The organism is Agromyces agglutinans (genome assembly GCF_009647605.1).
In the GTDB taxonomy this organism is placed as follows: Bacteria; Actinomycetota; Actinomycetes; order Actinomycetales; family Microbacteriaceae; genus Agromyces; species Agromyces agglutinans.
In genome coordinates this window covers 173,110-198,284 of the sequence record NZ_WJIF01000007.1, presented here as the reverse complement: position 1 = coordinate 198,284, position 25,175 = coordinate 173,110, and the positions used below count along the sequence as shown (strand labels likewise).

General features: G+C 73.1%; 25 protein-coding genes. 13 read left to right on the top strand and 12 right to left on the bottom strand.

The window, feature by feature from the left end:
• Positions 1-63: 63 nt before the first annotated feature.
• A complete protein-coding gene (dapD, locus tag GE115_RS13010; RefSeq protein WP_153685201.1) occupies positions 64-1,056 on the bottom strand; it encodes a 2,3,4,5-tetrahydropyridine-2,6-dicarboxylate N-succinyltransferase in 993 nt (330 codons plus the stop codon).
• 56 nt (positions 1,057-1,112) lie between these two features.
• On the opposite strand from dapD, the gene dapE reads away from it, so the two are divergent.
• The 3 genes from dapE (at position 1,113) to GE115_RS12995 (ending at position 3,853) form a co-directional block, all read left to right on the top strand.
• On the top strand, positions 1,113-2,207 hold the full coding sequence (dapE, locus tag GE115_RS13005; RefSeq protein ID WP_153685200.1) for a succinyl-diaminopimelate desuccinylase: 1,095 nt from the start codon (positions 1,113-1,115) through the stop codon (positions 2,205-2,207).
• A 7-nt stretch (positions 2,208-2,214) separates the two neighbouring features.
• Positions 2,215-3,528, top strand: a complete 1,314-nt coding sequence (locus GE115_RS13000; RefSeq protein ID WP_312855149.1) for a putative hexosyltransferase — start codon at positions 2,215-2,217, stop codon at positions 3,526-3,528.
• 151 nt (positions 3,529-3,679) lie between these two features.
• Entirely contained in the window at positions 3,680-3,853 is a 174-nt protein-coding gene (locus GE115_RS12995; protein WP_067875042.1) for a DUF3117 domain-containing protein, read from the top strand.
• A 46-nt stretch (positions 3,854-3,899) separates the two neighbouring features.
• On the opposite strand, the gene GE115_RS12990 is transcribed toward GE115_RS12995, so the two are convergent.
• On the bottom strand, positions 3,900-4,532 hold the full coding sequence (locus GE115_RS12990; protein ID WP_312855148.1) for an O-methyltransferase: 633 nt from the start codon (positions 4,530-4,532) through the stop codon (positions 3,900-3,902).
• Positions 4,533-4,620: 88 nt separating this feature from the next.
• On the opposite strand from GE115_RS12990, the gene GE115_RS12985 reads away from it, so the two are divergent.
• Both GE115_RS12985 and GE115_RS12980 read left to right on the top strand, forming a co-directional pair.
• On the top strand, positions 4,621-5,010 hold the full coding sequence (locus GE115_RS12985; RefSeq protein WP_312855147.1) for a sec-independent translocase: 390 nt from the start codon (positions 4,621-4,623) through the stop codon (positions 5,008-5,010).
• 155 nt (positions 5,011-5,165) lie between these two features.
• Positions 5,166-6,680 carry an MATE family efflux transporter gene (locus GE115_RS12980; protein ID WP_153685198.1) on the top strand — a complete coding sequence of 505 codons (1,515 nt, stop codon included), beginning with the start codon at positions 5,166-5,168 and terminating at the stop codon, positions 6,678-6,680.
• A 4-nt stretch (positions 6,681-6,684) separates the two neighbouring features.
• Here GE115_RS12980 and GE115_RS12975 read toward each other — a convergent pair whose 3' ends face one another.
• Positions 6,685-8,235 (bottom strand): succinic semialdehyde dehydrogenase, encoded by a 1,551-nt coding sequence (locus tag GE115_RS12975; protein ID WP_153685197.1) that lies wholly within the window; start codon positions 8,233-8,235, stop codon positions 6,685-6,687.
• 101 nt (positions 8,236-8,336) lie between these two features.
• Here GE115_RS12975 and GE115_RS12970 point away from each other — a divergent pair, with 101 nt between their 5' ends.
• From GE115_RS12970 to GE115_RS12955, 4 genes are all read left to right on the top strand, one after another.
• On the top strand, positions 8,337-9,743 hold the full coding sequence (locus tag GE115_RS12970; RefSeq protein WP_153685196.1) for an MFS transporter: 1,407 nt from the start codon (positions 8,337-8,339) through the stop codon (positions 9,741-9,743).
• The gene (locus tag GE115_RS12965; RefSeq protein ID WP_153685195.1) at positions 9,740-11,296 is read left to right on the top strand and encodes a pyridoxal phosphate-dependent decarboxylase family protein; all 1,557 of its coding nucleotides are present in this window, start codon (positions 9,740-9,742) and stop codon (positions 11,294-11,296) included. Before GE115_RS12970 ends, GE115_RS12965 begins: the two co-directional genes overlap by 4 nt.
• 120 nt (positions 11,297-11,416) lie before the next feature.
• Positions 11,417-12,355, top strand: coding sequence for an SDR family oxidoreductase (locus GE115_RS12960; protein WP_153685194.1), 939 nt, complete (start codon positions 11,417-11,419; stop codon positions 12,353-12,355).
• Between the two features lie 145 nt (positions 12,356-12,500).
• Positions 12,501-13,346 (top strand): helix-turn-helix transcriptional regulator, encoded by an 846-nt coding sequence (locus tag GE115_RS12955; RefSeq protein WP_153685193.1) that lies wholly within the window; start codon positions 12,501-12,503, stop codon positions 13,344-13,346.
• A 6-nt stretch (positions 13,347-13,352) separates the two neighbouring features.
• Here the strand turns inward: GE115_RS12955 and GE115_RS12950 are convergent, their stop codons facing one another.
• Genes GE115_RS12950 through GE115_RS12935 form a run of 4 tightly spaced genes read right to left on the bottom strand, consistent with a single transcriptional unit; the run spans position 13,353 to position 17,325 of the window.
• Positions 13,353-14,294, bottom strand: coding sequence for a hypothetical protein (locus tag GE115_RS12950; protein WP_153685192.1), 942 nt, complete (start codon positions 14,292-14,294; stop codon positions 13,353-13,355).
• 5 nt (positions 14,295-14,299) lie between these two features.
• On the bottom strand, positions 14,300-15,502 hold the full coding sequence (locus tag GE115_RS12945) for an Mrp/NBP35 family ATP-binding protein (protein ID WP_376765716.1): 1,203 nt from the start codon (positions 15,500-15,502) through the stop codon (positions 14,300-14,302).
• Positions 15,480-16,010, bottom strand: a complete 531-nt coding sequence (locus tag GE115_RS12940; RefSeq protein ID WP_153685191.1) for a DUF1003 domain-containing protein — start codon at positions 16,008-16,010, stop codon at positions 15,480-15,482. The genes GE115_RS12945 and GE115_RS12940 overlap by 23 nt, the downstream gene beginning before the upstream one ends.
• Positions 15,997-17,325, bottom strand: a complete 1,329-nt coding sequence (locus GE115_RS12935; protein WP_312855145.1) for a magnesium transporter MgtE N-terminal domain-containing protein — start codon at positions 17,323-17,325, stop codon at positions 15,997-15,999. The genes GE115_RS12940 and GE115_RS12935 overlap by 14 nt, the downstream gene beginning before the upstream one ends.
• 66 nt (positions 17,326-17,391) lie before the next feature.
• Here GE115_RS12935 and GE115_RS18585 point away from each other — a divergent pair, with 66 nt between their 5' ends.
• Together GE115_RS18585 and GE115_RS12925 are read left to right on the top strand one after the other, a co-directional pair.
• Positions 17,392-18,111 carry a YflT domain-containing protein gene (locus tag GE115_RS18585; RefSeq protein ID WP_216648832.1) on the top strand — a complete coding sequence of 240 codons (720 nt, stop codon included), beginning with the start codon at positions 17,392-17,394 and terminating at the stop codon, positions 18,109-18,111.
• 77 nt (positions 18,112-18,188) lie between these two features.
• Positions 18,189-18,563, top strand: a complete 375-nt coding sequence (locus GE115_RS12925) for a TIGR02611 family protein (protein ID WP_153685189.1) — start codon at positions 18,189-18,191, stop codon at positions 18,561-18,563.
• Between the two features lie 28 nt (positions 18,564-18,591).
• On the opposite strand, the gene GE115_RS12920 is transcribed toward GE115_RS12925, so the two are convergent.
• Positions 18,592-20,169: an aminopeptidase P family protein gene (locus tag GE115_RS12920; RefSeq protein WP_153685188.1), complete on the bottom strand. Its 1,578-nt coding sequence runs from the start codon at positions 20,167-20,169 to the stop codon at positions 18,592-18,594.
• 39 nt (positions 20,170-20,208) lie between these two features.
• Positions 20,209-21,240 carry an endonuclease/exonuclease/phosphatase family protein gene (locus tag GE115_RS12915; RefSeq protein ID WP_153685187.1) on the bottom strand — a complete coding sequence of 344 codons (1,032 nt, stop codon included), beginning with the start codon at positions 21,238-21,240 and terminating at the stop codon, positions 20,209-20,211.
• Positions 21,241-21,333: 93 nt separating this feature from the next.
• Here GE115_RS12915 and GE115_RS12910 point away from each other — a divergent pair, with 93 nt between their 5' ends.
• Complete coding sequence (locus tag GE115_RS12910; RefSeq protein WP_153685186.1) at positions 21,334-22,203, top strand: PHP domain-containing protein; 870 nt, start codon at positions 21,334-21,336, stop codon at positions 22,201-22,203.
• Between the two features lie 3 nt (positions 22,204-22,206).
• On the opposite strand, the gene GE115_RS12905 is transcribed toward GE115_RS12910, so the two are convergent.
• Entirely contained in the window at positions 22,207-23,703 is a 1,497-nt protein-coding gene (locus GE115_RS12905) for a DEAD/DEAH box helicase (protein ID WP_312855144.1), read from the bottom strand.
• A gap of 133 nt (positions 23,704-23,836) precedes the next feature.
• On the opposite strand from GE115_RS12905, the gene GE115_RS12900 reads away from it, so the two are divergent.
• Positions 23,837-24,550 carry a ferritin-like fold-containing protein gene (locus GE115_RS12900; protein WP_312855143.1) on the top strand — a complete coding sequence of 238 codons (714 nt, stop codon included), beginning with the start codon at positions 23,837-23,839 and terminating at the stop codon, positions 24,548-24,550.
• Positions 24,551-24,635: 85 nt separating this feature from the next.
• On the opposite strand, the gene GE115_RS12895 is transcribed toward GE115_RS12900, so the two are convergent.
• Together GE115_RS12895 and GE115_RS12890 are read right to left on the bottom strand one after the other, a co-directional pair.
• Positions 24,636-24,944 (bottom strand): hypothetical protein, encoded by a 309-nt coding sequence (locus tag GE115_RS12895; protein WP_153685184.1) that lies wholly within the window; start codon positions 24,942-24,944, stop codon positions 24,636-24,638.
• Positions 24,944-25,168, bottom strand: coding sequence for a DUF3107 domain-containing protein (locus GE115_RS12890; RefSeq protein ID WP_312855142.1), 225 nt, complete (start codon positions 25,166-25,168; stop codon positions 24,944-24,946). Before GE115_RS12890 ends, GE115_RS12895 begins: the two co-directional genes overlap by 1 nt.
• Positions 25,169-25,175 lie beyond the last annotated feature (7 nt).

Sequence of the window (25,175 nt, the reverse complement as noted above, 5' to 3'; positions counted from 1 at the left end):
CTTCGTGCGTCGCATGGCGACGGCCGCCACCCGGCGGCCTGAGGAGATCACTGTACCCGAGCGTCAGGCGTGCAGGGCGGCATTCAGGGCGACGCCGGCCCCCGAGCGCTCGAGCACCTCGACCTGCCCGTTCGTCGAGTTGCGCCGGAACAGCAGGTTCGCGACGCCCGAGAGCTCGACGGCCTTCACCGTTCGGCCCGCCTCACCCGCGCGGCCGACCAGCACGACCTTCGTGCCGGCGGTGACGTAGAGGCCGGCCTCGACGATGGTGTCGTCGCCGATCGAGATGCCGATGCCCGAGTTCGCGCCGAGCAGCGCGCGCTCGCCGATCGAGACGCGCTGCGTGCCGCCGCCCGACAGGGTGCCCATGATGGATGCCCCGCCGCCGATGTCGGAGCCGTCGCCCACGACGACGCCCTGCGAGATGCGACCCTCGACCATGGACGCGCCGAGCGTGCCCGCGTTGAAGTTCACGAAGCCCTCGTGCATGACGGTCGTGCCGGGCGCGAGGTGCGCGCCGAGGCGCACGCGCGAGGCATCCGCGATGCGCACCCGGTCGGGCGTGACGTAGTCGGTCAGTCGCGGGAACTTGTCGAGCCCGACGACGTGGATGCCGGCGCGCTGCAGCGCGACGCGGTGGCTAGCGAAGTCTTCTGGGCGCATGGGGCCTCCGCTCGTCCACAGCACGTTCGGCAGGTGGCCGAAGATGCCGTCGAGATTGACCGTGTTGGGCCGGGCGAGCAGGTGCGAAAGGGCGTGGAGGCGCAGGTACGCGTCCGGCGTCGAGGCCGGCGGCGCGTCGAGGTCGATCTCGAGCGACACGATCTCGGTGCGGACGCCGCGGCGTTCGTCGACGCGCTCGACATCCGACTCGGGGTACGACACGTCGTCGCCCGAGAACTCGCCGAACGAGCTCGGCGGCTGCTCCGTGAGTGCGCCGAGGCCCGGTGCGGGAAACCACGAGTCGAGAACGGTGCCGTCGGCGATCGCCACGGTCGCGATCCCGATTCCTGAAACGAGGCGGGCAGGGCTGATGGCGTCGTCGTTCGCGGGCATGCCTCCAGCGTAACGAGCCCGCGGAGCGCGCGCCGGGGCATCCGTAGACTGGCGACATGGTCCCAGCCAACCCGCCCGCGCTCGACCTGACCGCCGACTCGGTCGCCATCACGCAGGCGATCTGCGACATCCCGAGCGTGTCCGGCGACGAGGCGGCGCTCGCCCACGCGGTCGTCGCCGCGCTGTCGGATGCCGCGCACCTCGAGCTGGTGCGCGACGGCGACACCGTCGTGGCGCGCACGAACCTCGGTCGCGAGCGGCGGGTCGTGATCGCGGGCCACCTCGACACGGTGCCGGTCAACCGCAACCTGCCGACCCGGTACGAGACGATCGACGGCGAGCGGTACCTCTGGGGGCGCGGCACGGTCGACATGAAGGCCGGGGTCGCGGTGCAGCTCAAGCTCGCCGCCGAACTCGTCGCCCCCGTCTACGACATCACCTGGATGTGGTACGACCACGAAGAGGTCTCCGCCGAGCTCAACGGCCTCGGCCGACTCGCCAGGCACCGGCCCGACCTGTTCGCGGGCGACTTCGCGATCCTCGGCGAACCGTCGAACTCGCGCGTCGAGGGCGGCTGCAACGGCAACCTGCGGGTGGAGTTGCGTGCCTACGGCGTCCGGTCGCACTCGGCGCGCAGCTGGGTCGGCGAGAACGCGATCCACAAGCTCGCCCCGGCACTCGAGCGCCTGGCGGCGTACGAGGCCGAGACGATCGAGGTCGACGGCCTGGCCTACCGTGAGGGGCTGAACGCGGTCGGCGTGACGGGCGGCATTGCGGGAAACGTCATCCCCGACGAGGCGATGCTGCACGTCAACTACCGGTTCGCGCCGAACCGGACCGTGGCCGACGCGATCGAGATCGTGCGCGACCTCTTCCCCGAGTACGAGCTGACCGTCGTCGACGAGGCCGAGGGCGCGCGACCCGGCCTCGACGCCGAGTTCGCGCAGCGCTTCGTGCAGGCGGTGGGCGGCCCGGCCCGGCCCAAGTACGGCTGGACCGATGTCGCGCGCTTCAGCGCGATGGGCATCCCCGCCGTGAACTTCGGCCCCGGCGACCCGCTGAAGGCGCACGCCGACGACGAGCGCGTGGCGACCGACCAGATCCTCTCGTGCGAGCGTGCGCTGCGCGCGTGGCTCACGGGCGTGGTGTAGCGGCTCCGTGTCCGTCTCCGACGACGCGGCCGCTGAGTCCGGCACGGCCGCCGATGCCGGCGGTGTCGACGCCGACGGCCGTCTCGCTCCCGTGCCGGCGCGCGATCCCGACCCGTTCCGCGCGCACCGGTCGTCGCCGCGCGTGCGGTGGCGGGTGCTGCCGTGGTGGGCGCGGGTCGGACTCGTGTACCTCGCGGCACGGGCGGTCACGACGGTGCTCCTGCTCTGGTTCGCCGAGGCGCAGGGGCCGAACGCCTGGACGAACGCCAGGCCCGACCTCGTCGCGTACTCCAACCTCTGGGACGCACGCTGGTACGGCTCCATCGCGTTCGGGTGGTACCCCGGCACGCTGCCGCTCGACGCGGCCGGGCACGTCGCCGAGAACCAGTGGGCGTTCCTGCCCGTGTACCCGCTGCTGCTGCGCCTCCTCACGTTCACGGGGATGCCGTGGGACGTGGCATCCGTCGTGATCGCCGTGCTCGCCGGACTCGGCGCCGCGCTCGTGCTGCACCGCCTGATGAGCCGGTTCCTCGAGCCCGACCGCGCGATGTTCGCGGTCGTGCTCTTCTGCGTCGCGCCGGTGTCGCCGATCATGCAGTTCGGCTACGCCGAGTCGCTCGGCTTCCTCTGGATCGCGCTGGCGCTGCTGCTGCTCGTCGACCGTCGCTACGGCTGGCTCGTGCCCGTCATCGCGGTCTGGGCGTTCACGCGGCCGGGCACGCTCGCGTTCGCCCTGACGCTGGGCCTGCACTGGATCGTGCGGTTCGTGCAGCGCCGCAGCGACCCGTTCCCGGTGCGCGAGCGCGTCGTGGTGGCCGCCGTCGCCGTGTTCGCCGGGATCGCCGGACTCGCGTGGCCCGTGATCGCGTGGATCGGCACCGGCGAACCCGCCGCGTACTTCGACACCGAACTGGCCTGGCGGGCGGCGTACATCGGCTACGGGGATCTCGTGCCCTTCACGGCGTGGTTCCAGGCCGCGCAGTGGTGGATCGGTGACGTGATCGGGCCGGTCGGGAGCGCGATCGCGGTGATCGCGCTCATGGTCGCGTTCGCGCTGATGCTGTTCCTGCCCGCGGTGCGGCGCCTCGGCGTCGACATCCGGCTGTGGATCGCGAGCTACGGCGCGTACCTGTTCGCCGTGTTCTTCCCGCAGTCGAGCACGTTCCGCCTGCTCGCGCCGATGTTCCCGCTCGTCGGCGCCCTGGCCGTGCCGCGGGCCCGCTGGTACCGGTGGACGCTCGTCGTCGTGTCGATCGCGTTGCAGGTCGGATGGCTGTACGTGTGCTGGGTGATCGTCGGGCGAGACTGGACGCCGCCGTGATCGGGTGAACGCTCTCAGTGAGCGCGACGGGGCGAACGCGTGAACATCCGCCGTCGTTCCGGGTGAGCGCTCTCCACAAGACCCGCAGCGATTTCCCAGCCTCCGCGTTCGCGGGGGATAATGGAAGCTCAGCCACGAAAGGGGTAGCTCAATGGCGGCCATGAAGCCACGCACCGGAGACGGGCCTATGGAGGCTGTGAAGGAGGGGCGACTCATCATCGTGCGCGTACCGCTCGAGGGTGGGGGTCGACTCGTCGTCTCGGTGAACGACGCTGAGGCCAAGGAGCTCTACGACGTCCTCGGCGGCGTCGTGAACCCCGCCTAGCGCGGGGTCGGCGCCTGAGCCGCCCGAGCCATGCGGCTCCGGGGGCTCAGGCGCCCAGCTTCACGATCTGGAGCAGTCCGTCGCCTGCGGGCGAGGTAGCCGTCACCACGGCCGACGAAGCCGCGAGCTCGCCGATGAGCGTGCGGAACGCGGTCGCCGCCTCGTCGCGCCGAGCCGGGTCCGCGACGCGGCCCTTCCACAGCGAACGCGCCACGATCACGCTGCCCTTCGCCTTCGCGAGCCGCAACCCGTGCTCGACGTACTCGATGACGTTCGGCGCGTCGGCGTCGAGGAAGACGAGGTCGTAGCTCGCTTCGTTCATGCGGGGGAGCACCTCGCTGGCCCGGCCCGTGATCAGCCGGATGCGTGCGGGCGCGACCCCCGCGTCGGCGAAGTGCTGGCGTGCGTGCTGCTGGTACTCGGTCTCGGTGTCGATCGAGGTGAGCAGCGCCGTCGGCGCGGCCCGCAGCAGCCAGAGCCCCGAGACGCCGATGCCCGTGCCGACCTCGATGATCGACTCGGCGCGCGAAGCGGCCGCGATCACCGCGAGCTGCGCGCCCATTGCCGGCGAGACCGGCTCGACGCCGAGCTCGAGGGACTGCTGGCGCGCCCGCGCGATGACGTCGTGCTCGACGACCGACTCGTCGACGTACTTCCAGTTCAGGTCGTGTTCGGACACGTTCGGCTCCCTGCGATGACTCAGCTCCCAAGGATACGGGCGCCGGGCGCGGCGGAGCGCACGCCTCGCCGCCCTCTATCCTGTAGTGGTGTTCGGTCTGACGTTCGAGAAGCTCCTCATCATCGGGGTGATCGCCGTCTTCCTGCTCGGCCCTGAGCGGCTGCCGCACTACGCCGCGAAGCTGGGCCAGCTCGTACGCTCGCTGCGCGATCTCGCGAACGGCGCGAAGGACCGGATGCGCGAGGAGATGGGTCCCGACTTCGACGACGTCGACTGGAAGAAACTCGACCCGCGCCAGTACGACCCCCGGCGCATCATCCGCGAGGCGCTCATCGACGAGGACCCCTTCGCACAGCCCGAGCGCCCGACGGTCGCCCGGGCGGCCGTCAACGAGAACTCGGCCTACCTGCAGCGCAAGCGCAAGCGCGAGGCCCTCGGTGCCGGCGAGCCTGCGCCGTTCGACGCCGAGGCGACGTAGCGCGAGGGCACTCGGGAGAACGCCCACCCTCCGACGACGCCGCGCGCTGGAATCGCTCGAATCGATTCGATACAGTCATGGGCGGTGCCATCCCCGCCGGCGCCCGTCGTCGTGCCCGCACCCCGTCGTCACCTCCGTCCTCCCCGAGAATCCACATGGCCAGAACCCTCACCACCGGCGCGCCCTGGCGCGTCATCATCGTCTTCGCGGTGCCCCTGCTCATCGGCAACGTCGTGCAGCAGCTCTACCAGGTCGCCGATGCGATCGTCGTCGGGCGCCACCTCGGGGTCGACTCCCTCGCGGCCGTCGGCGCGACCGGCAGCCTGCTGTTCCTGCTCCTCGGGTTCGCGTGGGGCGTGACCTCCGGCTTCGCGATCCCGACCGCGCAGGCCTTCGGCGCCCGCGACCATGCCGCCGTGCGCCGTTCGGTCGCCATCGGCACGCTGCTGACGGGCGCCATGAGCGTGGTGCTCACCCTCGTCGCGCCGCTGCTCGCGGGCCCCGCGCTGCAGCTCATGCAGACGCCTGAGGAACTGCTGCCCGAGGCGACGGTGTTCACCCAGGTGAGCTTCCTCGGCTCGGCCGCGATCATGTTCTTCAACTTCCTGTCGGCGGTCATCCGCTCGGTCGGCGACTCGCGCACCCCGCTCGTGTTCCTCACGCTCGCGTGCGCGCTCAACGTCGGACTCGTCGTCGTGATGGTCGGCGTGCTCGAGTGGGGCGTCGCCGGCGCCGCGCTCGCGACCGTCGTCGCGCAGGCCGCCTCGGTGCTCCTCTGCCTCGAGTACGTGCGCCGCCGTCTGCCGATGCTGCACGTGCGACGCGAGGACTGGCGCTTCTCGCGAGCCGAGCTGGCGGAGCACCTGCGCGTGGGTCTGCCGATGGGTTTCCAGGCATCGATCATCGCGATCGGCACGCTCACGGTGCAGGTCGCCCTGAACGAGCTCGGTGCCGGCGCGGTCGCCGCGTACACGACGGCGTCGCGCGTGGACTCGCTCGCGGTGGCGTTGCTGCAGTCGATCGGTCTCGCCGTGTCGATGTTCGCCGCGCAGAACCTCGGCGGTCGGCGCCCCGACCGCATCCGCCGCGGCGTGGTGCAGGCGATCTGGATCTCGATCGTCGCGGGCGCCGTGCTCGGTGCCCTCCTCATCGCCTTCGGCGCCGATCTCGTGCGGCTGTTCGTGGGCGAGGGCTCCGATGCCGTCGTCGCCGACGCGGCGACGATGCTCGCGGTCAACGGCTTCCTCTACTGGTCCCTCGGCGTGCTCTTCGTGCTGCGCGGCGCCCTGCAGGGCCTCGGGCATACGCTCGTGCCGACGCTCACGGGCATCGTCGAACTCGTGATGCGCGTGGTGGCCGCCATCGCGCTCGGCGCGGTGTTCGGGTTCGTCGGGGTCGTCTGGAGCAACCCGCTCGCCTGGCTGGGCGCGGTCGCCCTGCTCATCCCCGCGTACATCCGCGAGCACCGCAGGCTCGGCCTGATGCGCGTGGAGCCGCGGACGGCGACGCCGACGACGCCGATCCCGGTCGTCGGGCCCGTCGACGGCTCGATGACGGTCGACGCGGTCGTCACCGGCGCCATCCCGGTGCAGGCGCCCGTCGACGCGGTGCGCTCGGCGCGCCGTCGCCGTTCCGCTCGCGCGGCGGGTCAGCGGTCGAAGAGCCGGTAGCGGCTCAGGCCCGGCGGATCGCCTTCAGGATGCGGGCGAGCAGGAGGAACGGGCCCGCGAGCACGCCCACCTCGGCGCCCGTGCGCGGCAGCTGCAGCAGCCCCGTGGTCTTCGAGATCGTGACGGGCTCGACGAATCGGCGAAGGCCCTCGGCCCCGTTGCGGCGGCCGAGGCCGGACGACTTCACGCCGCCCATGGGCGCGTCGACCGACGAGAACGAGGCCCGGTATCCGTCGCCGATGTTGACGCTGCCCGCCTCGAGCGCGTTCGCGATGCGGCGCGCGCGCGAGGGCGATCTCGTGAGCACCGACGCGTTCAGGCCGTACTCGCTCGCGTTGGCGGCGATCACAGCCTCCTCGTCGCTGTCGAAGAGGTAGAGCGAGGCGATCGCGCCGAAGGTCTCTTCACCGTGCACGCGCATGTCGCGCGTGACCCCCGTGAGCACGGTGGGGGAGAAGCACCAGGGGCCGATGTCGGGGCGCGGCTCGCCGCCCACGAGCACCGTCGCGCCCTTCGCGAGCGCGTCGTCGAGATGGGCGCGCACGCGCTCGAGCTGCGCGGCGCTCGCGAGCGAGCCGTAGTCCGACGTGAAGTCGAGCGCCGTGCCGATCTTCGCCTGCTCGAGCCGCGCGACCAGGGCACGCTCGAACGCCCCGGCGATGCGCGAGTGCACGTAGATGCGCTCGATCGACACGCAGAGCTGGCCCATCGCCGAGAAGCATCCGAATGCGGCATCCGCCGCCGCCTGCTCGGGATCGACGTCGTCGAGCACGATCATCGGGTTCTTGCCGCCCAGCTCGAGCGATGCGCCGACGAGCCGGCGACCCGCCTTCTCGGCGATGCGCCGCCCGGTGGCGGTCGACCCCGTGAAGCAGATGTAGTCGACCTCGTCGGTGAGGGCCTCGCCGGCCTCCGCGGCTTCGCCGGTGACGACGGCCCAGAGCGCCTCGGGCACGCCGGCTTCGACGAACGCGCGGCGCAGCGCGAGGATCGACAGCGCCCCGAGGTCGTCGGCCTTCTGCACGACCGCGCAGCCGGCCGCGAGCGCGGGCACGACGTCCATCGCGGCGAGGCTGAGGGCGTAGTTCCACGGCGTGATGACGCCGACGACGCCCTTCGGCGCGTACCGCACGCGCGACGACACGACGAGCGGGATGCCGCCGCGCGCGCGACGGCCGCGGAGCACCTTCGACGCCGAGAGCGCGTTGTAGCGGGTCACGGATGCCGCCTCGAACACCTCCTCGAGCGCCTGGCCGCGGGTCTTGCCGCTCTCCGTCTGGATGAGGTCGAGCAGCAGGTCGCTGCGATCGAGCAGCAGGTCGTGCGCGCGCAGCAGCACTCGCCGCCGGTGTGCGAATCCGGCCCGCGCCCACGCCAGCTGCGCGAGCCGGGCGCGGGCGACCGCGTCGCGTACGTCGTCGGCACTCGAGCGGGGCAGGTCGTGGTGCGGTTCGCCGGTCGCCGGGACGGACACGGAGATGGTCTCGGAGCCCGACGCGACGACATCGTCGACGAGGCTCGCGAACAGGGCTGGGGAGGCCGTCTGGGCGCGCATGGGGTCAGTCTAGGTCAGATGACCCACTCCGGCGCCGGCGGCGCAGGCGCGCGCTCCCACGGTGGTGATCGAACCCGCTCCGACCCGATTACACTGCCTGCATGACCGCACCGGAGCGTCCCCTCCCGCGTGGCGTCGTCGCCCGGTACGCGATCGGTTCGATCGGCACCGGCGGGTTCGCGACGCTGCCCGGACTCGTGCTCGTGTACTACCTCACCGACACGCTCGGCGTCGCCGCGCTCGCCGCGGGCCTCGTGGTGACGGCCGCCAAGATCTGGGACGTCGTGATCGACCCGTTCATCGGCGAACGCAGCGACCGCGCGCTCGCGCGCACCGGCTCCCGGCGCACGTGGATGCTGGTCGGCGCGGCGCTCATTCCCGTCGGCTTCGTGCTGACCTTCGCGATCCCGGCCGGGCTGGGGCCCGTGGCATCCGGCATCTGGGTCTTCGTCGCCTTCCTCGCGACGGCGACGGCGTTCAGCGTGTTCCAGGTGCCCTACCTCGCGCTGCCGGCCGAACTCACGGCGGGCTATGACGACCGCACGCGCCTGCTGACGTGGCGCGTCGTGGTGCTGACGCTCGCGATCCTCGCGTTCGGCGCCGGCGGGCCCGAGATCCGCGACGCGTTCGACGACGAGCACGTCGGCTACCTCGTGATGGCCGTCGTCGCCGGCCTCGCGATCGGCGTCGGCATGCTCGTCGCCGCGACCACGGCTCCCAGGTCGGCGACGAGCACGCGAACGGATGCCCCGGCCCGCACCGCGGCGCCGGGTCGGAGCCTGCGCGACGGCTACCGCGAGGGATTCGCGGCCCTGCGGCGCAGCGCGGCCTTCCGCACGCTCCTCGCGGCCTTCGTGCTCCAGGGCCTCGCGACCGGGCTCATGCTCGCGGGCGCGCAGTACGTCGCGACGTGGGTGCTCGAGTCGCAGTCGGCGGTCACGCTGCTGTTCGCCGCGTTGATCGCGCCCGCGGTCGTGTGCGCGCCGTTGTGGGGCATCCTCTCGCGCCGCATCGGCAAGGAGCGCGGGTTCGCGATCGCGACCGCGGTCTTCGCGGTCGCCGCGCTGAGCCTCGTCGGGCTGCTCTGGGCGCCCGGTGCATGGGTGTACGTGCCCGTCGGGATCGCCGGCGCAGCGTATGCGGGCATGCAGTCGCTGCCGATGGCGATGCTGCCCGACGTGATCTCGCACGACGCCGCGACGAACGGCGCCGACCGCGCCGGCAGCTTCAGCGGGGTCTGGACCGCGGGGGAGACGGCCGGCATGGCGCTCGGCGCGACCCTGCTGACCGTCACGCTCGCGGCGACCGGCTATGTCGAGTCGGCGGGCGCCGACGTCGTCGAGCAGAGCGGCGCGGCGATCGCCGGCATCGTCATCGCGTTCAGCGTCGTGCCCGCGGCGCTCGCGGCGCTCAGCCTGGTCGCCGTGCGGAGGTATCCGCTGGGCCGGGCCGACATCGACGCGGAACCGGCCGTCACGGCCGCGCCCGCAGAAGGAGGTCTCCGATGACCGCATTCCGACGCGAGCGGGCCGACGTGCTCGCGGAGCTGCGCGCCCTGCGCGACGCCGACGCGCCCACCCACGGCGGGCGCGTGCTGTCGTACGTGTACGACTCGGGGCTCGCCGAGCTCGACGAGCTCGCCGCGGAGGCGGCCCGGCTCGTGCAGCCCGTCAACGGGCTCGACCCGACGACGTTCACCTCGGTCGCGGTCATGGAGTCGCAGGTGCTCGGGTTCGCGCGAGAGATCTTCCACGGCGACGACGAGGTGGTCGGCTCCGTCACCTCGGGCGGCACCGAGAGCTGCCTGCTCGCGGTGAAGGGCGCCCGCGAGGCCTGGCGGGCCGCGCGCGCCGGCACGCCGCGGACCCCGCGCCTCGTGGCACCCGTCACGGTGCACGCCGCGTTCCAGAAGGCGGCCGCGTACTTCGGGCTCGCCCTCGACCTCGTGCCGGTCGATCCCGCCACGGGTGCCGTGAGCCCCGCGGCCATCGAGGAGCGGCTCGGCGACGACGTCGCGCTCGTCGTCGTGAGCGCGCCGTCGTACCCGTTCGCGACGCTCGACCCGGTCGCCGACGTCGCCGCGATCACCGCGGCGCGAGGCATCCGGCTCCACGTCGACGCGTGCATCGGGGGGTTCGCGCTCGCGTTCCGCTCCGACGAGGAGCCGCCCCTCGCGCCGTGGGACTTCCGGGTGCCGGGCGTCACGACGCTCTCGGCCGACCTGCACAAGTACGGCTACGCGCCGAAGGGCGTCTCGGTGCTGCTCACCCGCGGCCGCGACCTGCACCGCCGGCAGTACTTCGCGACCACGAAGTGGCCGGGCTATCCCGTCGTGAACCCCACCATGACGGGCTCGAAGCCCGCCGGCCCCCTGGCCGCCGCGTGGGCGATCATCGAGGCGCTCGGCGTCGACGGGTTCCGCGACCTGGCCGGCCGGGCCGCGCGCGCGACGGGGGTGCTGCGCGACGCCGTCGAGGGCATCGAGGGCCTGCGCGTCGTCGGCTCGCCGGTGGGGCCGCTGCTGGCGGTCGCGACCGACGAGGGCCTGCCGCCCGAGCGCCGGGTCGATCCGCACCACTGGGCGGATGCCGCACGAGGCCTCGGCTGGCACCTGCAACTCCAGCCCGGGCTCGCGCAGGACGACGGCGCACCCCTGCCGCGCACGACGCACCTCACCGTCACGCCCGTCACCGAGCGCGTGCTCGACGACCTCGTGCCGGCACTTCGCGCGGCGGCCGACGAGGTTCGCGGTGCACCGCCCGCCGACGGTGCGCTGCTGCTCGTCGAGCTCGCGGGCGGGCCCGAGGCGGCAGCCGGGCTCGCCGCCTCGGCCGAGGGCTTGGACGCCGACGGCGCCGCCCTGCTGCTCGCCTCGTTCGGACTGCTCGGCGGCAACGCGCCCGACGGGCCCGAGCAGGGCGCGGCCTCGGGCGCGCTGCCCGAGCGGCTGGCACCCGTGCTCGCGCTGGTCGAGGCGCTGCCGGCCGAACTCGCCGAGCGCCTGCTCGTCGAACTGCTCGCGCGCGTCGTGGAGCCGGTCGCCCCCTCCGGTCGCAGCTGAGGCGGCGACCCGAGCGCCAGGCAGGGATCGCCGATCCCCGGGTCATCGCGCCCTGAATCGGCCGGCGCGTGCTCGTGAGGATGGAAGCGACTTGTTGCACCGACGAACTGGAGTCGCCCCATGCCGAACACCATCGACATCGCCGTCCCCGACCTCACCGGACGTCTCGCCGTCGTCACCGGGGCGAGCGACGGCGTCGGTTTCGAGATCGCCGCCCGCCTCGCGCGGGCCGGCGCCGAGATCGTCATGCCCGCCCGGAACCTCGCGAAGGGCGAGGCGGCGGCCGCACGCATCCGCGAGCGCACGCCGGCCGCCACGATCCGAGTACGGCCGCTCGACCTGTCGTCGCTGGCATCCGTCGCCGCGTTCGCCGACGCCCTGCTCGCCGAGGGCCGGCCGATCGACATCCAGGTCGACAACGCCGGCGTCATGACCCCGCCCGAGCGTCGAGTGACCGTCGACGGATTCGAGCTGCAGTTCGCGACGAACCACCTCGGCCACTTCGCGCTCGTCGCGCGGCTGCTTCCGCTGCTGATCGCCGGTGGCGCGCACGTGACGAGCCAGGTGAGCATCGCGGCCGACCGCGGTGCCGTCAACTGGGACGACCTCGGCTGGGAGCGCGGGTACGACCCGATGCGGGCCTACAGCTCCTCCAAGATCGCGTTCGGCCTGTTCGCGATGGAACTGCACCGCCGGTCGGCGGCCGCGGGCTGGGGCATCCGCAGCACCCTCTCGCACCCGGGCATCACGCCGACCAACCTGCTGGCCGCGCAGCCCGGTATGGGGCGCGCCGACGACACGGCCGCCATCCGGTTCATCCGCGCGATGTCACGACGCGGCATCCTGTTCGGCACGCCGGCCTCCGCGGCGCTGCCGGCCGTGTTCGCCGTGGCGAGTCCGGAGGCGGTCGGCGGCCGGCTCTACGGTCCGAGCGGGTTCCGACACCTGCGCGGACTGCCCGCCGAGCAACCGGTCTACTCCCGCCTGCTGGACGCGGATGCCGCGCGGCGGATCTGGGAGCGGTCGGAGCGGATGGCGGGCGTGACCGTCTCCGCCTGAGGGCGGCGGGGCGGTCGCGGCGAGCCGTGGCGCGCGTCGTGGCGGCGGTGGCGGCGGCGGTGTGGATCTCAGCGTGGCGTTGCGCTTCGGATGGGGGCATCGCCGATCCCTTGTTCCGCTCGGGGCGATCTCGCAGACTCGGAGCATGGACCGGGCACAGCTTGCGGACTTCCTCCGCCGTCGACGAGAGGTCCTCCAGCCGGAGGACGTCGGCCTCCGCCGAGGCGCGCGGCGGCGCACGGCCGGCCTGCGCCGCGAGGAGGTCGCAGCCCTCTGCGACATGTCCGTCGACTACTACAGCCGCCTCGAGCAGCGCCGCGGGCCGCAGCCCTCGGAGCAGATGCTCGCGGCGATGGCCCGCGGCCTCCGGCTCAGCCTCGACGAGCGCGACCACCTGTTCCGTCTGGCCGGCCACACGGCACCCGTGCGAGCGCTGCGCGGCGACCATGTCTCGCCCGGCGTCATGCGGGTCCTCGACCGCCTCGCCGACACCCCGGCCCAGGTGATGACCGAGCTCGGCGAGACGCTCGCGCAGACGCCGGCGGCCCGCGCACTGTTCGGCGACGAGACCCGGTACGAGGGGTTCCTCCGCAGCGTGGGCTACCGGTGGTTCATGGATCCGTCGGCGCGCTCGGTCTACCCCGACGAGGATCACCCGACGCACGCGCGCGCGTTCACCGCCGACATCCGCGCGGCGTACGCCAAGCACGGCCGGGCGTCGCGCGCCGGCGCGATGGTCGAGGCGCTGCTCGCGCAGAGTCCCGAGTTCGCCGCCCTCTGGGAGGCGCACGAGGTGCGCGGCGCGCACCCGCGAGAGAAACGCGTGCAGCACCCCGAGGTCGGGGTGATGGAGCTGCAGTGCCAGTTCCTCGTCGACCCGGAGCAGGGCCAGACGCTGCTCGTGCTGACCGCGACGCCGGGCACCGAGAGCCACGAGCGGCTCCAGCTGCTCGCCGTGATCGGCACGCAGGCCATCGCGACCGGGCGGTGAGTGGGCTCAGCCCAGCCCGCAGCGCTCGGTGAAGTAGGCGAAGAGGTCCTGCTTGAGCGCGGCTCCGGAACGCACCTCGTAGAGCCCGCTCCAGCCGTCGCTCGTGACGACCTCGAGCGGGAGGATGGTGCCCCGTTTGTCTTCGGCGCCGGCGTGCTGGTCGCACCGGGCCGGGCGAACGGGCAGCTCGATGGTCGTGGGCGCGCCGCCACCGGCGATCTCGAGCGTGACCGGCCAGTTGAGGCCGTCCTCGGCCGAGAGCAGGGTCGTGCCGAGCACCTGCCGCACCGAGACCGTGCCCTCGGCGCCCGCGACGGGTGCGACGGCGAGGTCGATGACCGCGCGCCGGTCGGCGCCCGCGCCGGTCGAGCGCAGCCGCTCGGGCGGCGTGATCCCGACGATCCGCTCGACCGCGGCGGCGAGGCATCCGTCGTTCTGCACGCGCGCGATCGTCGCGTAGGGGTCGGTGGTCGCGAGGTCGCCCGCGACGGATGCCTCGCCGACGCGGCCCTCGAGGAACACCACGGTTGCCACGTCGCCGGGGTCGTCGCAGGTCGGCGCCGGCAGGTCCATGCGGTACTGCACCGAGCGCCCCGCCGCGATCAGCTTCGGGCCGTCGACCGACGGCTCGGCCCCGAGCGCGGGCGATGAGACGACGAGCCGATCGATCTCGAGTGGCTCGTCCGTGCCGTTGTCGACCTGCACGACGAGCCGGCCGTCGACGACGTCCTGGCGGCTCTGCAGCACGCTCGCGGTGAGCGCGGGCGGCGGCTCGGCGGCGGGCGCCGGTGCCGGCGAGGACGACGGCGTCACGGCCGACGCGCAGCCCGCGAGTCCGAAGAGCCCGCCGATTCCCGCGAGCACCGCCGCGGCCGTGAGGCCGCCCCGCCGCGCGATGCCGCGCGCGCCGATGCCCCGCCGACGCGAACGAGCCTGCGCGCGGGGCATCCGGATCACCGCACCTGCACGTCGAGCCGGCGGCCCTGCAGCGATCGCGGGCGCGCGGCGAGCGCTGCGGCGACCTGCTCGATCGCGCGCGCGGCCGGGTCGTCGGGTTCGGATGCCACGACGGGCTCGCCCGCATCGCCGCCGCGGCGGAGGGCGACGCTGAGCGGAACGCTCGCCAGCAGCGGCACGGGCTCGGCCTGCCCCTCGGAGAGCCGGCGCGCGACCTCGTCGCCGCCGCCCGCGCCGAACAGGTCGACGAGCGCGCCGTCGGGACCGGCGAAGGCCGACATGTTCTCGACGACGCCGACGACGCGCTGGCCCGTCTGGCGCGCGACGACGCCCGAGCGTTCGGCCACGTCGGCCGCGGCGGGCTGCGGCGTCGTCACGACGACGACCTCGGCGTTGGGCAGCAGTTGGCCGAGCGAGATCGCGACGTCGCCCGTGCCGGGCGGCAGGTCGACGAGCAGCACGTCGAGGTCGCCGAAGTAGACGTCGGTCAGGAACTGCGAGAGCGTGCGGTGCAGCATCGGCCCGCGCCACGCGACCGCGACCGACGACGCGCGCCCGCCGGGCTCGGCCGGCTCGACGAACATGCCGATCGAGATGACCTTCACGCCGTGCGCCACGGGGGGCAGGATCATGTCGTCGACGCGCGTGGGTCGCACGGCGTTGCCGTGCTCGTCGACGAGGCCGAGGAGCCCCGGGATCGAGAAGCCGTGCACGTCGGCGTCGACGAGCCCGACCGCGAGCCCGCGTGCTGCGAGCGCGACCGCGAGGTTGGCGGTCAGCGTCGACTTGCCGACGCCGCCCTTGCCGCTCGTGACCGCGATCACGCGCGTGAGGGTGCCGGGGCCGAACGGGTTGCCGCGCGCGGCCCGGCCGCCGCGCAGCCGTTCGGTCAGCGCCTGCCGTTGCTCGGGCGTCATGACCGACAGCACCACCTCGGCGTTGCCGGCACCGACGACCTGCTCGGCCGCCTCGCGCACGTCGCGTTCGATGCGGTCGCTGGCGGGGCATCCGACGATCGTCAGCCGCACGTCGACGCGGACCCGGCCGTCGTCGCCCGCCGTCACGGCGCCGACCATGTCGAGTTCGGTGATGGGCTTGCGGATCTCGGGATCGATCACCCCACCGAGGGCAGCGCGGACGCGGACCTCGAGGGCGCCGGCCGGATTGCCCTCCGGCTCAGGAGGCGGGAGCGGGGGCACGGTCGGCGTCCTCCTCGTCGCGCCGGTCGAGCTCGTCGAGCGCCTGGCGGAGCTCGGCGCGGATGAAGTCCTTCGACGCGAGCTCCTTCACCGCCAGCCGGAGCGCGACGACCTCGCGGGCGAGGTACTCGGTGTCTGCGAGGTTGCGCTCGGCGCGCTGCCGGTCCTGCTCGATCTGCACGCGGTCGCGATCGTCCTGCCGGTTCTGCGCGAGCAGGATCAGGGGAGCGGCGTACGAGGCCTGCAGCGAGAGCACGAGCGTCAGCGCCGTGAACCCGATCTCGATCGAGTCGAAGCGCCACTGCTCGGGCGCGAACGTGTTCCAGAGCATCCAGACGATGACGAACAGCGAGAGGCCGAGCAGGAACGCGGGCGTGCCCATCGCGCGCGCGACCCACTCGGTGAAGCGGCCGAAGCGGTCCTTGTCGGGGTTGCCTCGGAAGGACACGGATCGGCGCCCGCCCTTCGGGGTGTCGAATCGACGGTCGTCGACGTCAGCGCGTGCCATCTCCTGCCCTCCTTCCGGGGTGGATCGGGATGCTTCCCGTCTCGAGCTGGGCGCGCGCGGTGGCGCGCTTGGTCAGTTCTCCGTCTTCGGGATGACTTCGCCAGTCGTCGGGGAGGAGGTAGTCGAGGACGTCGTCGATGGTCACCACCCCGACGAGTCGATGCTTCTCGTCGACGACCGGCACGGAGACCAGGTCGTAGCTGGCGAGGATGCGGCTCACCTCGGCGGCCGAGGTGTCGGCGCTGACCGGCTCGAGGCCCTGGTCGATCAGCGGTCCGAGGCGCTCGTGCGGCGGGTAGCGGAGCATCCGCTGGAAGTGCACCATGCCGAGGAAGCGACCCGTCGGCGGCTCGTACGGCGGCAGCGTCACGCAGATCGCCGCGCCGAGCGCGGGCGCGAGGTCGTGCCGGCGGATGAGCGCCAGCCCCTCGGCGACCGTCGCGTCGGCCGACACGATGATCGGCTCGGTGGTCATCAGGCCGCCCGCGGTGTCGGGGCCGTAGGCGAGGAGGAACCGCACGTCGTCGGCCTCTTCAGGCTCCATGAGCTCGAGCAGGTGCTCGCCGCGCTCTTCCGGCAGCTGCGCGATGAGGTCGGCCGCGTCGTCGGGCTGCATGTGGTCGAGCACGTCGGCCGCGCGGTCGTCGCCGAGGCCCGCGAGGATCTCGACCTGGTCGGACTCGGGCATCTCTTCGAGCACGTCGGCGAGGCGGTCGTCGGACAGCTCCTCGGCGACCTCCTGCCGGCGCTGCGCGGGCAGGTCGAGCAGGGTGTTCGCCAGGTCGGCGGGCTTCAGCTCGGAGTACGTCGCGATGAGCTGCTCGGCCGACTGCGCCTCGCCCGGCGCGTTCGCCTCGCGCACCTCGCGCCAGGTGGCGTACGCGGAGGCGCCCTTCGAGAACGGCGACGCGCCCTTCGGACGGCGCACGAAGAGCTGGGAGACCTCCCACTCGCCGGGCTCCTGCTCGTCGATCGCGACGTCTTCGATGGTGGCCAGGCCCGAGCCGTCGGTGAAGGCGACCTTGCGGCCGAGCATCTCGGCGATGACGCGCACCTCGCCGCCGCGCTGCTCGAAGCGGCGCAGGTTGATGAGGCCGGTCGTGATGACCTGCCCGCCGCTGATCGAGGTCACCCGGCCGATCGAGAGGAACACCCGGCGCTTGCCGGGGATCTCGACGATGAGGCCCACGACGCGCGGCGCATCGGACTTGCGGTACACGACGAGCACGTCGCGCACGCGACCGACCCGATCGCCGGCGGGGTCGAAGACGGCGCACCCGGCGAGTCGGGCGACGAAGACTCTCGTGGCGCTCACGGTTACCAACTTAGCCCCCGGCCCCGGAATCGGGCCCCGCGCGGGCCGTCGTGGGACAATGACCGGATGACCTCCCCGAGCCCGTTCGGCCGCCGCGCGGCCCAGCCGATCCCGACCCTGCCGAAGGGCGAGACCGTCGCGAGTTTCGAGACCTACCAGGAGGCGCAGCAGGCGGTCGACAAGCTCGCGAAGGCGGAGTTCCCGGTGCGCGAGCTCGCCATCGTGGGCACCGACCTCACGAGCGTCGAGCGCATCACGGGCAAGCTCACCTGGGGTCGTGCGGCCGGCGCCGGCGCGCTGTCCGGCGCGTGGTTCGGCCTCTTCCTCGGGCTCCTCTTCTTCATCTTCTCGCCGACCGGCGCGGCGCTCGGGCTCCTCGCCTCGGCCGTGCTGATCGGTGCCGGCTTCGGCATGATCTTCGGGCTCGTCTCGTACTCGGTGAACCGGCGCCGCCGCGACTTCACCTCGGTCATGCAGGTGCTCGCGACCCGCTACGCGATCATCGCCGAGTCAGCGCATGTCGGGCGGGCCCGCGAGGTGCTCGGCGTCGACGCGCCCGTCACGCCGGCCGCGCCGTCCGCGCCGGCCGCGTCGTCGGCGCCCGCCGCTCCGTCGGCGACCGTCGGCGAACCGCGCACCTACGGCGAGGCGACGGATGCCGCGCGCCGCGCCCGCTCCGACCAACGGGCCCGCCCGCAGTACGGCGAGTACGCGCCCGAGCCGGTCGACCCCGCTCCCGCCGACGACGACAGCTCGAATGGCGACGGGGCCGAACCGCGCTCCTGACGCGGCCTGCCGGGTCTGCGCTGCGTTCGGTCTCCGACTCGGAGGCATCCGCCAGTTTCGCGATATATCGTGTTGCGATGACCTTCGATGGTGACCTCCGAGGCGACATCCGGGCCGACGTCATCCGGGCCGACATCGCCGACGGCGAGCGCGCCGACCGGCCGGTGCGCGTGCTGCTGCGGCGCATCCGGCGGTGGATCGACCGGCACCCGAGGCTCCGCACCGCCTACCGCATCGGTGTCGGCGTGCTCGGCGGCGTGATCGCCGTCGGCGGGCTCGCCCTCGTGCCGCTGCCCGGACCCGGCTGGCTCGTCGTGTTCCTCGGGCTCGCGATCCTCGGCACCGAGTTCGCGTGGGCGAGGCGCATGGCCGCGTTCGTCAAGCGCGCGCTCGACCGGTTCTGGGCGTGGTGGCGCGCCCGCCGCGCGCGGCGCGCGACGGACGCCGCCTGAACGCGACGGGCGCTCGACCGCGCGTCGACTAGGCCTGCGCCGACCGCACCCAGGCCTCGACCTCGTCGGCCGTGCGGGGGATCGCGGCCGAGAGGTTCTCCGCGCCGTCGGCGGTGACGAGGATGTCGTCCTCGATGCGCACGCCGATGCCGCGGAACTCCGCGGGCACTGTGAGGTCGTCGGGCTGGAAGTACAGGCCCGGCTCGATCGTGAAGACCATGCCCGCCTCGAGCACGCCGTCCAGGTAGAGCTCGCGGCGCGCCTGCGCGCAGTCGTGCACGTCGAGACCGAGGTGGTGGCTCGTGCCGTGCACCATGTACCGGCGGTGGAACTGGTTCTCGGGCTCGAGCGACTCGGCGGCCGAGACCGGGAGGAAGCCCCACTCGGCCGTCTTCTCGGCGATCACGCGCATCGCCGCGGCGTGGACGTCGCGGAACACGGCGCCCGGGCGCACGATCGCGAACGCGGCGTCGGCGGCCTCGCGGACCGCCTCGTACACCTGCCGCTGCACCGCCGAGAAGGTGCCGTTGACCGGGAAGGTCCGGGTGATGTCGGCCGTGTAGTAGCTGTCGAGTTCGACGCCGGCGTCGAGCAGCACGAGGTCGCCCGGCACGACGGGGCCGTCGTTGCGGGTCCAGTGCAGGATCGTCGCGTGCGGGCCCGCCGCCGCGATCGAGGCGTAGCCGACGTCGTTGCCGTCGAGGCGGGCGCGCGTCGCGAACACGCCCTCGATGACGCGCTCGCCGCGCACCTCGCTCGTGATGCGGGGCAGCTCGGCGAGCACCTCGGTGAAGCCGCGGCCGGTCGCGTCGACGGCCGCGCGCATCTGGCCGATCTCGTACTCGTCCTTCACGAGGCGGAGCTCCGAGCACACGCGCGCGAGCTCGGCGTCGGGCTCGTGGGCGCCGTTCACCTCGAGGCTGAACGGGGCATCCTGCGCGTTCGTCGACAGCGCCTCCTCGGCGGCGAATCGGATGCGCGCGTGGTCGACGCGCTCGGTGAGCGCCGCGTCGGCCTCGCGCAGCACGAGCGTCGACGTGTCGACGCGCGCGATGACGTCGTCGAGGTCGCGGATGTCGCGGGTCGCGACCGCGAGGTCGGCCGCGACGTGGCCGAGCGAGGGGCGCGGGCCGATCCAGAACTCGCCGATCGCCGGGTTGGCGTAGAACTCGTCGGAGTCGCGGCCGGCGCGCTCGCGGAAGTACACGGTCGCGAGGTGGCCCTCGCCGCCCTCGGGCTCGAGCACGAGCACGGCGCCGGGCTCGGAGTCGGAGCCCCAGCCCGTGAGGTGGGCGAACGCCGAGTGGGCCCGGTACGGGTAGTCGGTGTCGTTGGCTCGCTGCTTCGGCTCGCCGGCGGGGATGATCAGGCGCTGCCCCGGGAACGCGGCCGACACGATCGAACGGCGCAGGGCGGCGTACGACGCCTGCTCGCGGGCCGGCGGCAGGGCCTCGTCGCGCTCGGCCCAGCCGGTCGAGACGTACTCCTTGAACCGTTCGGAACCGGGCGTCGTCGAACGGTTCGTGTTGCGGTCGCTCTCCTCGGCGGGGATCTCGTCGAGGGCGGGCTCGGCGGGAGCGGTGGACGTGTCGGTGGTCTCGGACATGGCATCCATTCTCGCACCGCCGCGAGCCGCCGCCACCGGTCAGCCGGCGCGAACCAGCCTCGTCACGATCGGGCGGTGGTCGCTGCCCGAGTCGTCGAGCTCGCCGACGACGCGGAACGCCTCGACGCGCCAGTTCGGCGTCGCGAGCACGTGGTCGATCGGGCTGCCGAGCAGCGGCGGCACGTCGGTCGGCCAGGTCCCGACGCCGGCCGCGCCGCCCGCGAGCGCCGCGTCGCGGCAACGGCCGAGGTCGCCGCCGTCGACGCCGCGCCCCGCGAAGTGGTCGAGCGTCGCGTTGAAGTCGCCTGCGAGGATCACGTCGTCGCCCGCGCACAGCTCGCCGATGAAGTCGAGGTCGCTGCGCCAGTTGCGCAGCTCCCAACGGATGGGCGCGACCGCGTGCACCGCCACGATGCGCGGTCCGTCGCCGTCGACCGGGTCGGCCACGACCGTGGGCAAGGTGTTCGTATTGTCGGGCGGGCCGGGCCAGTCGGCCGAGGTCACCTCGTAGTCGCCGAGGTCGGGGCTGATCAGCAGGGTCGTCGATCGGGCCTTCGCGACCTGGTCGAAGAACTGCGTGTGCACCCACATGGGGCGACCGCCCTCGCGCATCGCGATCGCGATCTCCTCGCCGAGCGGGTCGGTCGTCTCGGGCAGCGCGATGACGTCGGCGCCCTCGTCGAGGGCGAGGCTCGCGATGGTCTGCGCGTCGGGCACCTCTCCGAGCGTGTTCCACGCCAGCACGGTCACCTCGTCCACCGCGTCGGATGCCCCGGCCGAGGCATCCGACCCGCCGAGCCCGCGCACCGAGAGCACCGCGATGTTCGCGGCGGCGAACAGCGCGAGCACGGTCGCCATCGCGATGCCGAACCGCCGCGTGCGACGCGGGACGGTGAGGAGCACGAAGAGCACGGCGATGACGAGGGCGGCCAGGGCGGCCGCGCCGCGGAGCGCCACGACGTGCGTCGCGATCCACTGGTTCTGCAGTCCGAACGCCTGCGGCCACGCCAGGATCGTCGCGGCGATGAGCGTGACGACGACCACGGCCCATCCGAGCAGGCGGGGGAGCATCCCCCAACCCTAGCCACCCGAACAGGGGGTGACCGGAGCGATCGCTGCCCGTCGGCTGGGAGTCGCCCGGGAGCGCGCCGCTAGCATGTGGGGATGGTCGAATCTGCCGGATCCGTCGGTGCGGCCGACCTGCACGTGCACTCCGTCGTCTCCGACGGGACCGAGACGCCGGCGGCGCTGATCGCCGAGGCCGCGAGCCTCGGCCTCGGGGCGATCGCGCTCACCGACCACGATTCGACCTCCGGCTGGGCGGAGGCGGCGACCGCCGTTCCGGGCTCGGGCGTCGCTCTGATCCCGGGCATGGAGCTCTCGACGCGCGAGCAGTACACGAGCGTGCACCTGCTCGGCTACCTGCTCGACCCGCTCGATGAGGGCCTGCTCGCCGAGACCGCGCGCATCCGGGAGTCGCGGCTGACCCGCGCCGAGCAGATCGTCCGGCGCATCTCGCGCGACTACGACCTCAGCTGGGAGGACGTGCTCGCCCAGACCGTCGAGGGCACGACCATCGGGCGACCGCACATCGCCGACGCGCTCGTCGCGCGCGGGCACGTGCCGACCCGGTCGGAGGCGTTCGCGGGCATCCTGCACCCGCGCGCGGGATACGCGCAGCCGCACTACGCGCCCGACCCGCTGACCGGCGTGCGGCTCATCCGCGCGGCCGGCGGCGTTCCCGTGCTCGCGCACCCCGGCACGCGCGGCGCCGAGCGCGTGATCCCGGAGTCGCGGCTCGCGCAACTCGTCGAGGCCGGGCTCTTCGGCCTCGAGGTCGATCACCCCGAGAACCGCGAGGACGCCAAGCCGCGGCTGCGCCGACTCGCCGAGCGGTTCGGGCTCGTCGTCACCGGGTCCAGCGACTACCACGGGTCGGGCAAGCCCAACCGGCTGGGGCAGTGCCGCACGAGCGCGGAGGTCGTCGACCGAATCGTGGCCGAGGGCCGAGGCTCCGCGCCCGTGCTGCCGTAGGACTCAGCCCTGCTGTGCCGGGGCCGCCTGGCCGCCGGCCGTGCCGGTGCCTCCGCCGCGGCGCCGGCGACGACGACGCGGCGGCGCCGCGTTGCCGTCGTGGTGCTCGTGGCCCTTGCCGTCGTGGGTCCCCGACCCCGGGTCCTTCTCGGCCGGCGCCGACTCGGAGCGCGTGGCATCCGTCGCGTTCGCGGGCTGGCCTCCGCGCGTGCGACGGCGCGAGCGGCTGCGCTCGGGCCGGTCGCCCGACGCACCGGTGGATGCCTCGCTGCGACCGGCGGTGCTCGACCGCGTCGCCGACGCCACCGGGGCGGCCGGCTTCAGCCGGCCCTTCGTGCCCTCGGGGATGTTCAGGTCGGTGTAGAGGTGCGGGCTCGACGAGTACGTCTCGACGGGCTCGGGCTGACCGAACTCGAGCGCGCGGTTGATCAGCGCCCACTTGTGCAGGTCGTCCCAGTCGACGAACGTCACGGCGATGCCGGTCTTGCCGGCACGGCCTGTGCGGCCCGCGCGGTGCAGGTACGCCTTGTCGTCGTCGGGGATGGTGTGGTTGATCACGTGCGTGACGTCGTCGACGTCGATGCCTCGCGCCGCGACATCCGTGGCGATGAGGATGTCCTTCTTGCCGGCCTTGAACGCGGCCATGGCCCGCTCGCGCTGGTCTTGGTTCAGGTCGCCGTGCACGGCGGCCGCGTTGAAGCCGCGGTCGTTGAGCTCCTCGACGAGCTTCGCCGCCGCGCGCTTCGTGCGGGTGAAGATCACGGTCTTGCCGCGGCCCTCGGCCTGCAGGATGCGGGCGATCACCTCGTCCTTGTCGAGCGAGTGCGCCCGGTACACGAGGTGCTCGATGTTCGCCTGCGTGAGCCCCTCGTCGGGGTCGTTCGCGCGGATGTGGATGGGCTTCGACATGAACCGGCGCGCGAGTGCGACGATCTGGCCCGGCATCGTGGCCGAGAACAGCATCGTGTGTCGGTTCGCCGGGGTCTTCGAGAACAGCTTCTCGATGTCGGGCAGGAAGCCGAGGTCGAGCATCTTGTCGGCCTCGTCGAGCACCATCTCCTGGACGTTGCCGAGGTTCAGCAGGCGCTGGCTCGCGAGGTCGAGGAGGCGGCCCGGGGTCCCGACGACGATCTGCGCGCCGGCCTTGATCTGCTCGATCTGGCCCTCGTACGCCTTGCCGCCGTAGATGGCGACGACCTTCGTCGGGCGGTTCGAGGTCGCGAGCTCGAGATCTTCGGTGACCTGCACGCACAGCTCGCGCGTGGGAACGACGACGAGCACCTTGACACCGGGCTCGGGGTCGTCGCCGAGTCGCTGGATGATCGGCAGTCCGAAGCCGAAGGTCTTGCCGGTGCCGGTCTTGGCCTGGCCGATGATGTCCTGGCCCGAGAGGGCGAGGGGGATGGTCTGCTCCTGGATGGGGAAGGCATCGATGATGCCCTTCCCGGCGAGCGCGTCGACGATGTCTGACGCCACGCCGAGTTCGGTGAACGTGGTCACGGGTGTTCCGCCTGTCGGTATTTCTCGGGTGCGCCCTGATCTCTTCCGCAGGCGCACGGTCGCGGTTCCATCGCCCGCGTACGACGTCAAGCCTAACGGAGTCGAGGATGTCTCCCCGGTTATGCTGTCCTGCGTGGTGCTCTGGTCGGGAAGGCGCGGTTCGCGCGAACTGCCGCGCCTGCGACCCCGCGTCGCGCCGACCTCGCTGACGAGGGTCGACTTCACCGAACTCGTTCCCGAGCCCATCGCCTTCCTCGGCCAGGCCGCGTACATCCAGCTCGAGGCGTTCGAGAACCTGGCCCGGGCCGTGGCGACGGCGCCGAGCCTCGGCGCGAAGGAGGGCCTGTCGGCCGCCGCGGGCGTCGCGCTGCGCAAGCACCACGACCTGATCGCCGAGCTGCGCCGCTCGGGCGTCGAACCCGTCGAGGTCATGGCCCCGTTCGCGCCGGCGACCGATCGTTTCCGAGAGGCGAGCGTCGGCGCCGACTGGTACGAGCTCCTGCTCGGCATCTACGTGACCACCGGCATGCTCGACGGCTTCTTCGCACGTCTCTCCGAGGGGCTGCCGAACGAGCTCGCCGATCGCGTGCGGCGCATCCTCGCCGAGGAGGGCGCCTCTCAGGTGCTGCGGCACGAGCTGGAGCGGGCGATCGCCGAGCAGCCGGGCCTCGCCGACCGCCTCGCGCTCTGGGGCCGCAGCCTCGTGGGCGACACGCTGCTCGTGGCACGGTCGGCGCTGCGCGCGGCCGAGCCGAGCGGGCGCATCGACGAGGACGTCGAGCCCGTGTTCACCGAGCTCATCGCCGATCACACGCGCCGCATGGACGCGCTCGGGCTCACGGCGTAGGTCGCGTCGATCGCGCGCCGCGCGTCGGGCACCGGCTGCGCCGCGCTCGCCGAGCGAGCCCCGCGCGTTCAGCCCCGGTGCGAGTTCAGTGGGTCGCGGTCGCGCCCGGACGCGAGAGGCGCTCGAACAGCGCCGCGTCGGCGCGCTCGCGGCGCGGCGCGATGAGCAGCGCCGTCGCCACGGATGCCGCGCCGGCGAGCACGAGCGAGACGACCCAGATCCAGCCGCCGTCCCACGCCCAGCCGAGCCAGGTCAGCGCGACCCAGACGACGGCCGCGACGGCCGCGCCCACGGCGGGAACGAGCACGCTGCCGTAGGTCTGCCGCTTCGGCAGCGTGTACCGCGCGATGGCCCCGAGGATGGCGCCGCCGAGCGTGATGAACAGCAGCTCCATCAGGCGACGAACCCGATGCGGCGGGACTCCTCCGAGCCGATCTCGACGTACGCCAGGGCCGCGGCGGGGATCACGTACACGCTGCCCTTCTCGTCGGCGAGCTTGAGCAGCGCGGACTGCCCCGAGAGCGCGGCCGCGACGGCCTGCTCGATCTCGGCCGCCGTCTGGGAGGACTCGAAACCGAGTTCACGAGGGGAGTTCTGGATGCCGATGCGAACGTCCACAGTGCGC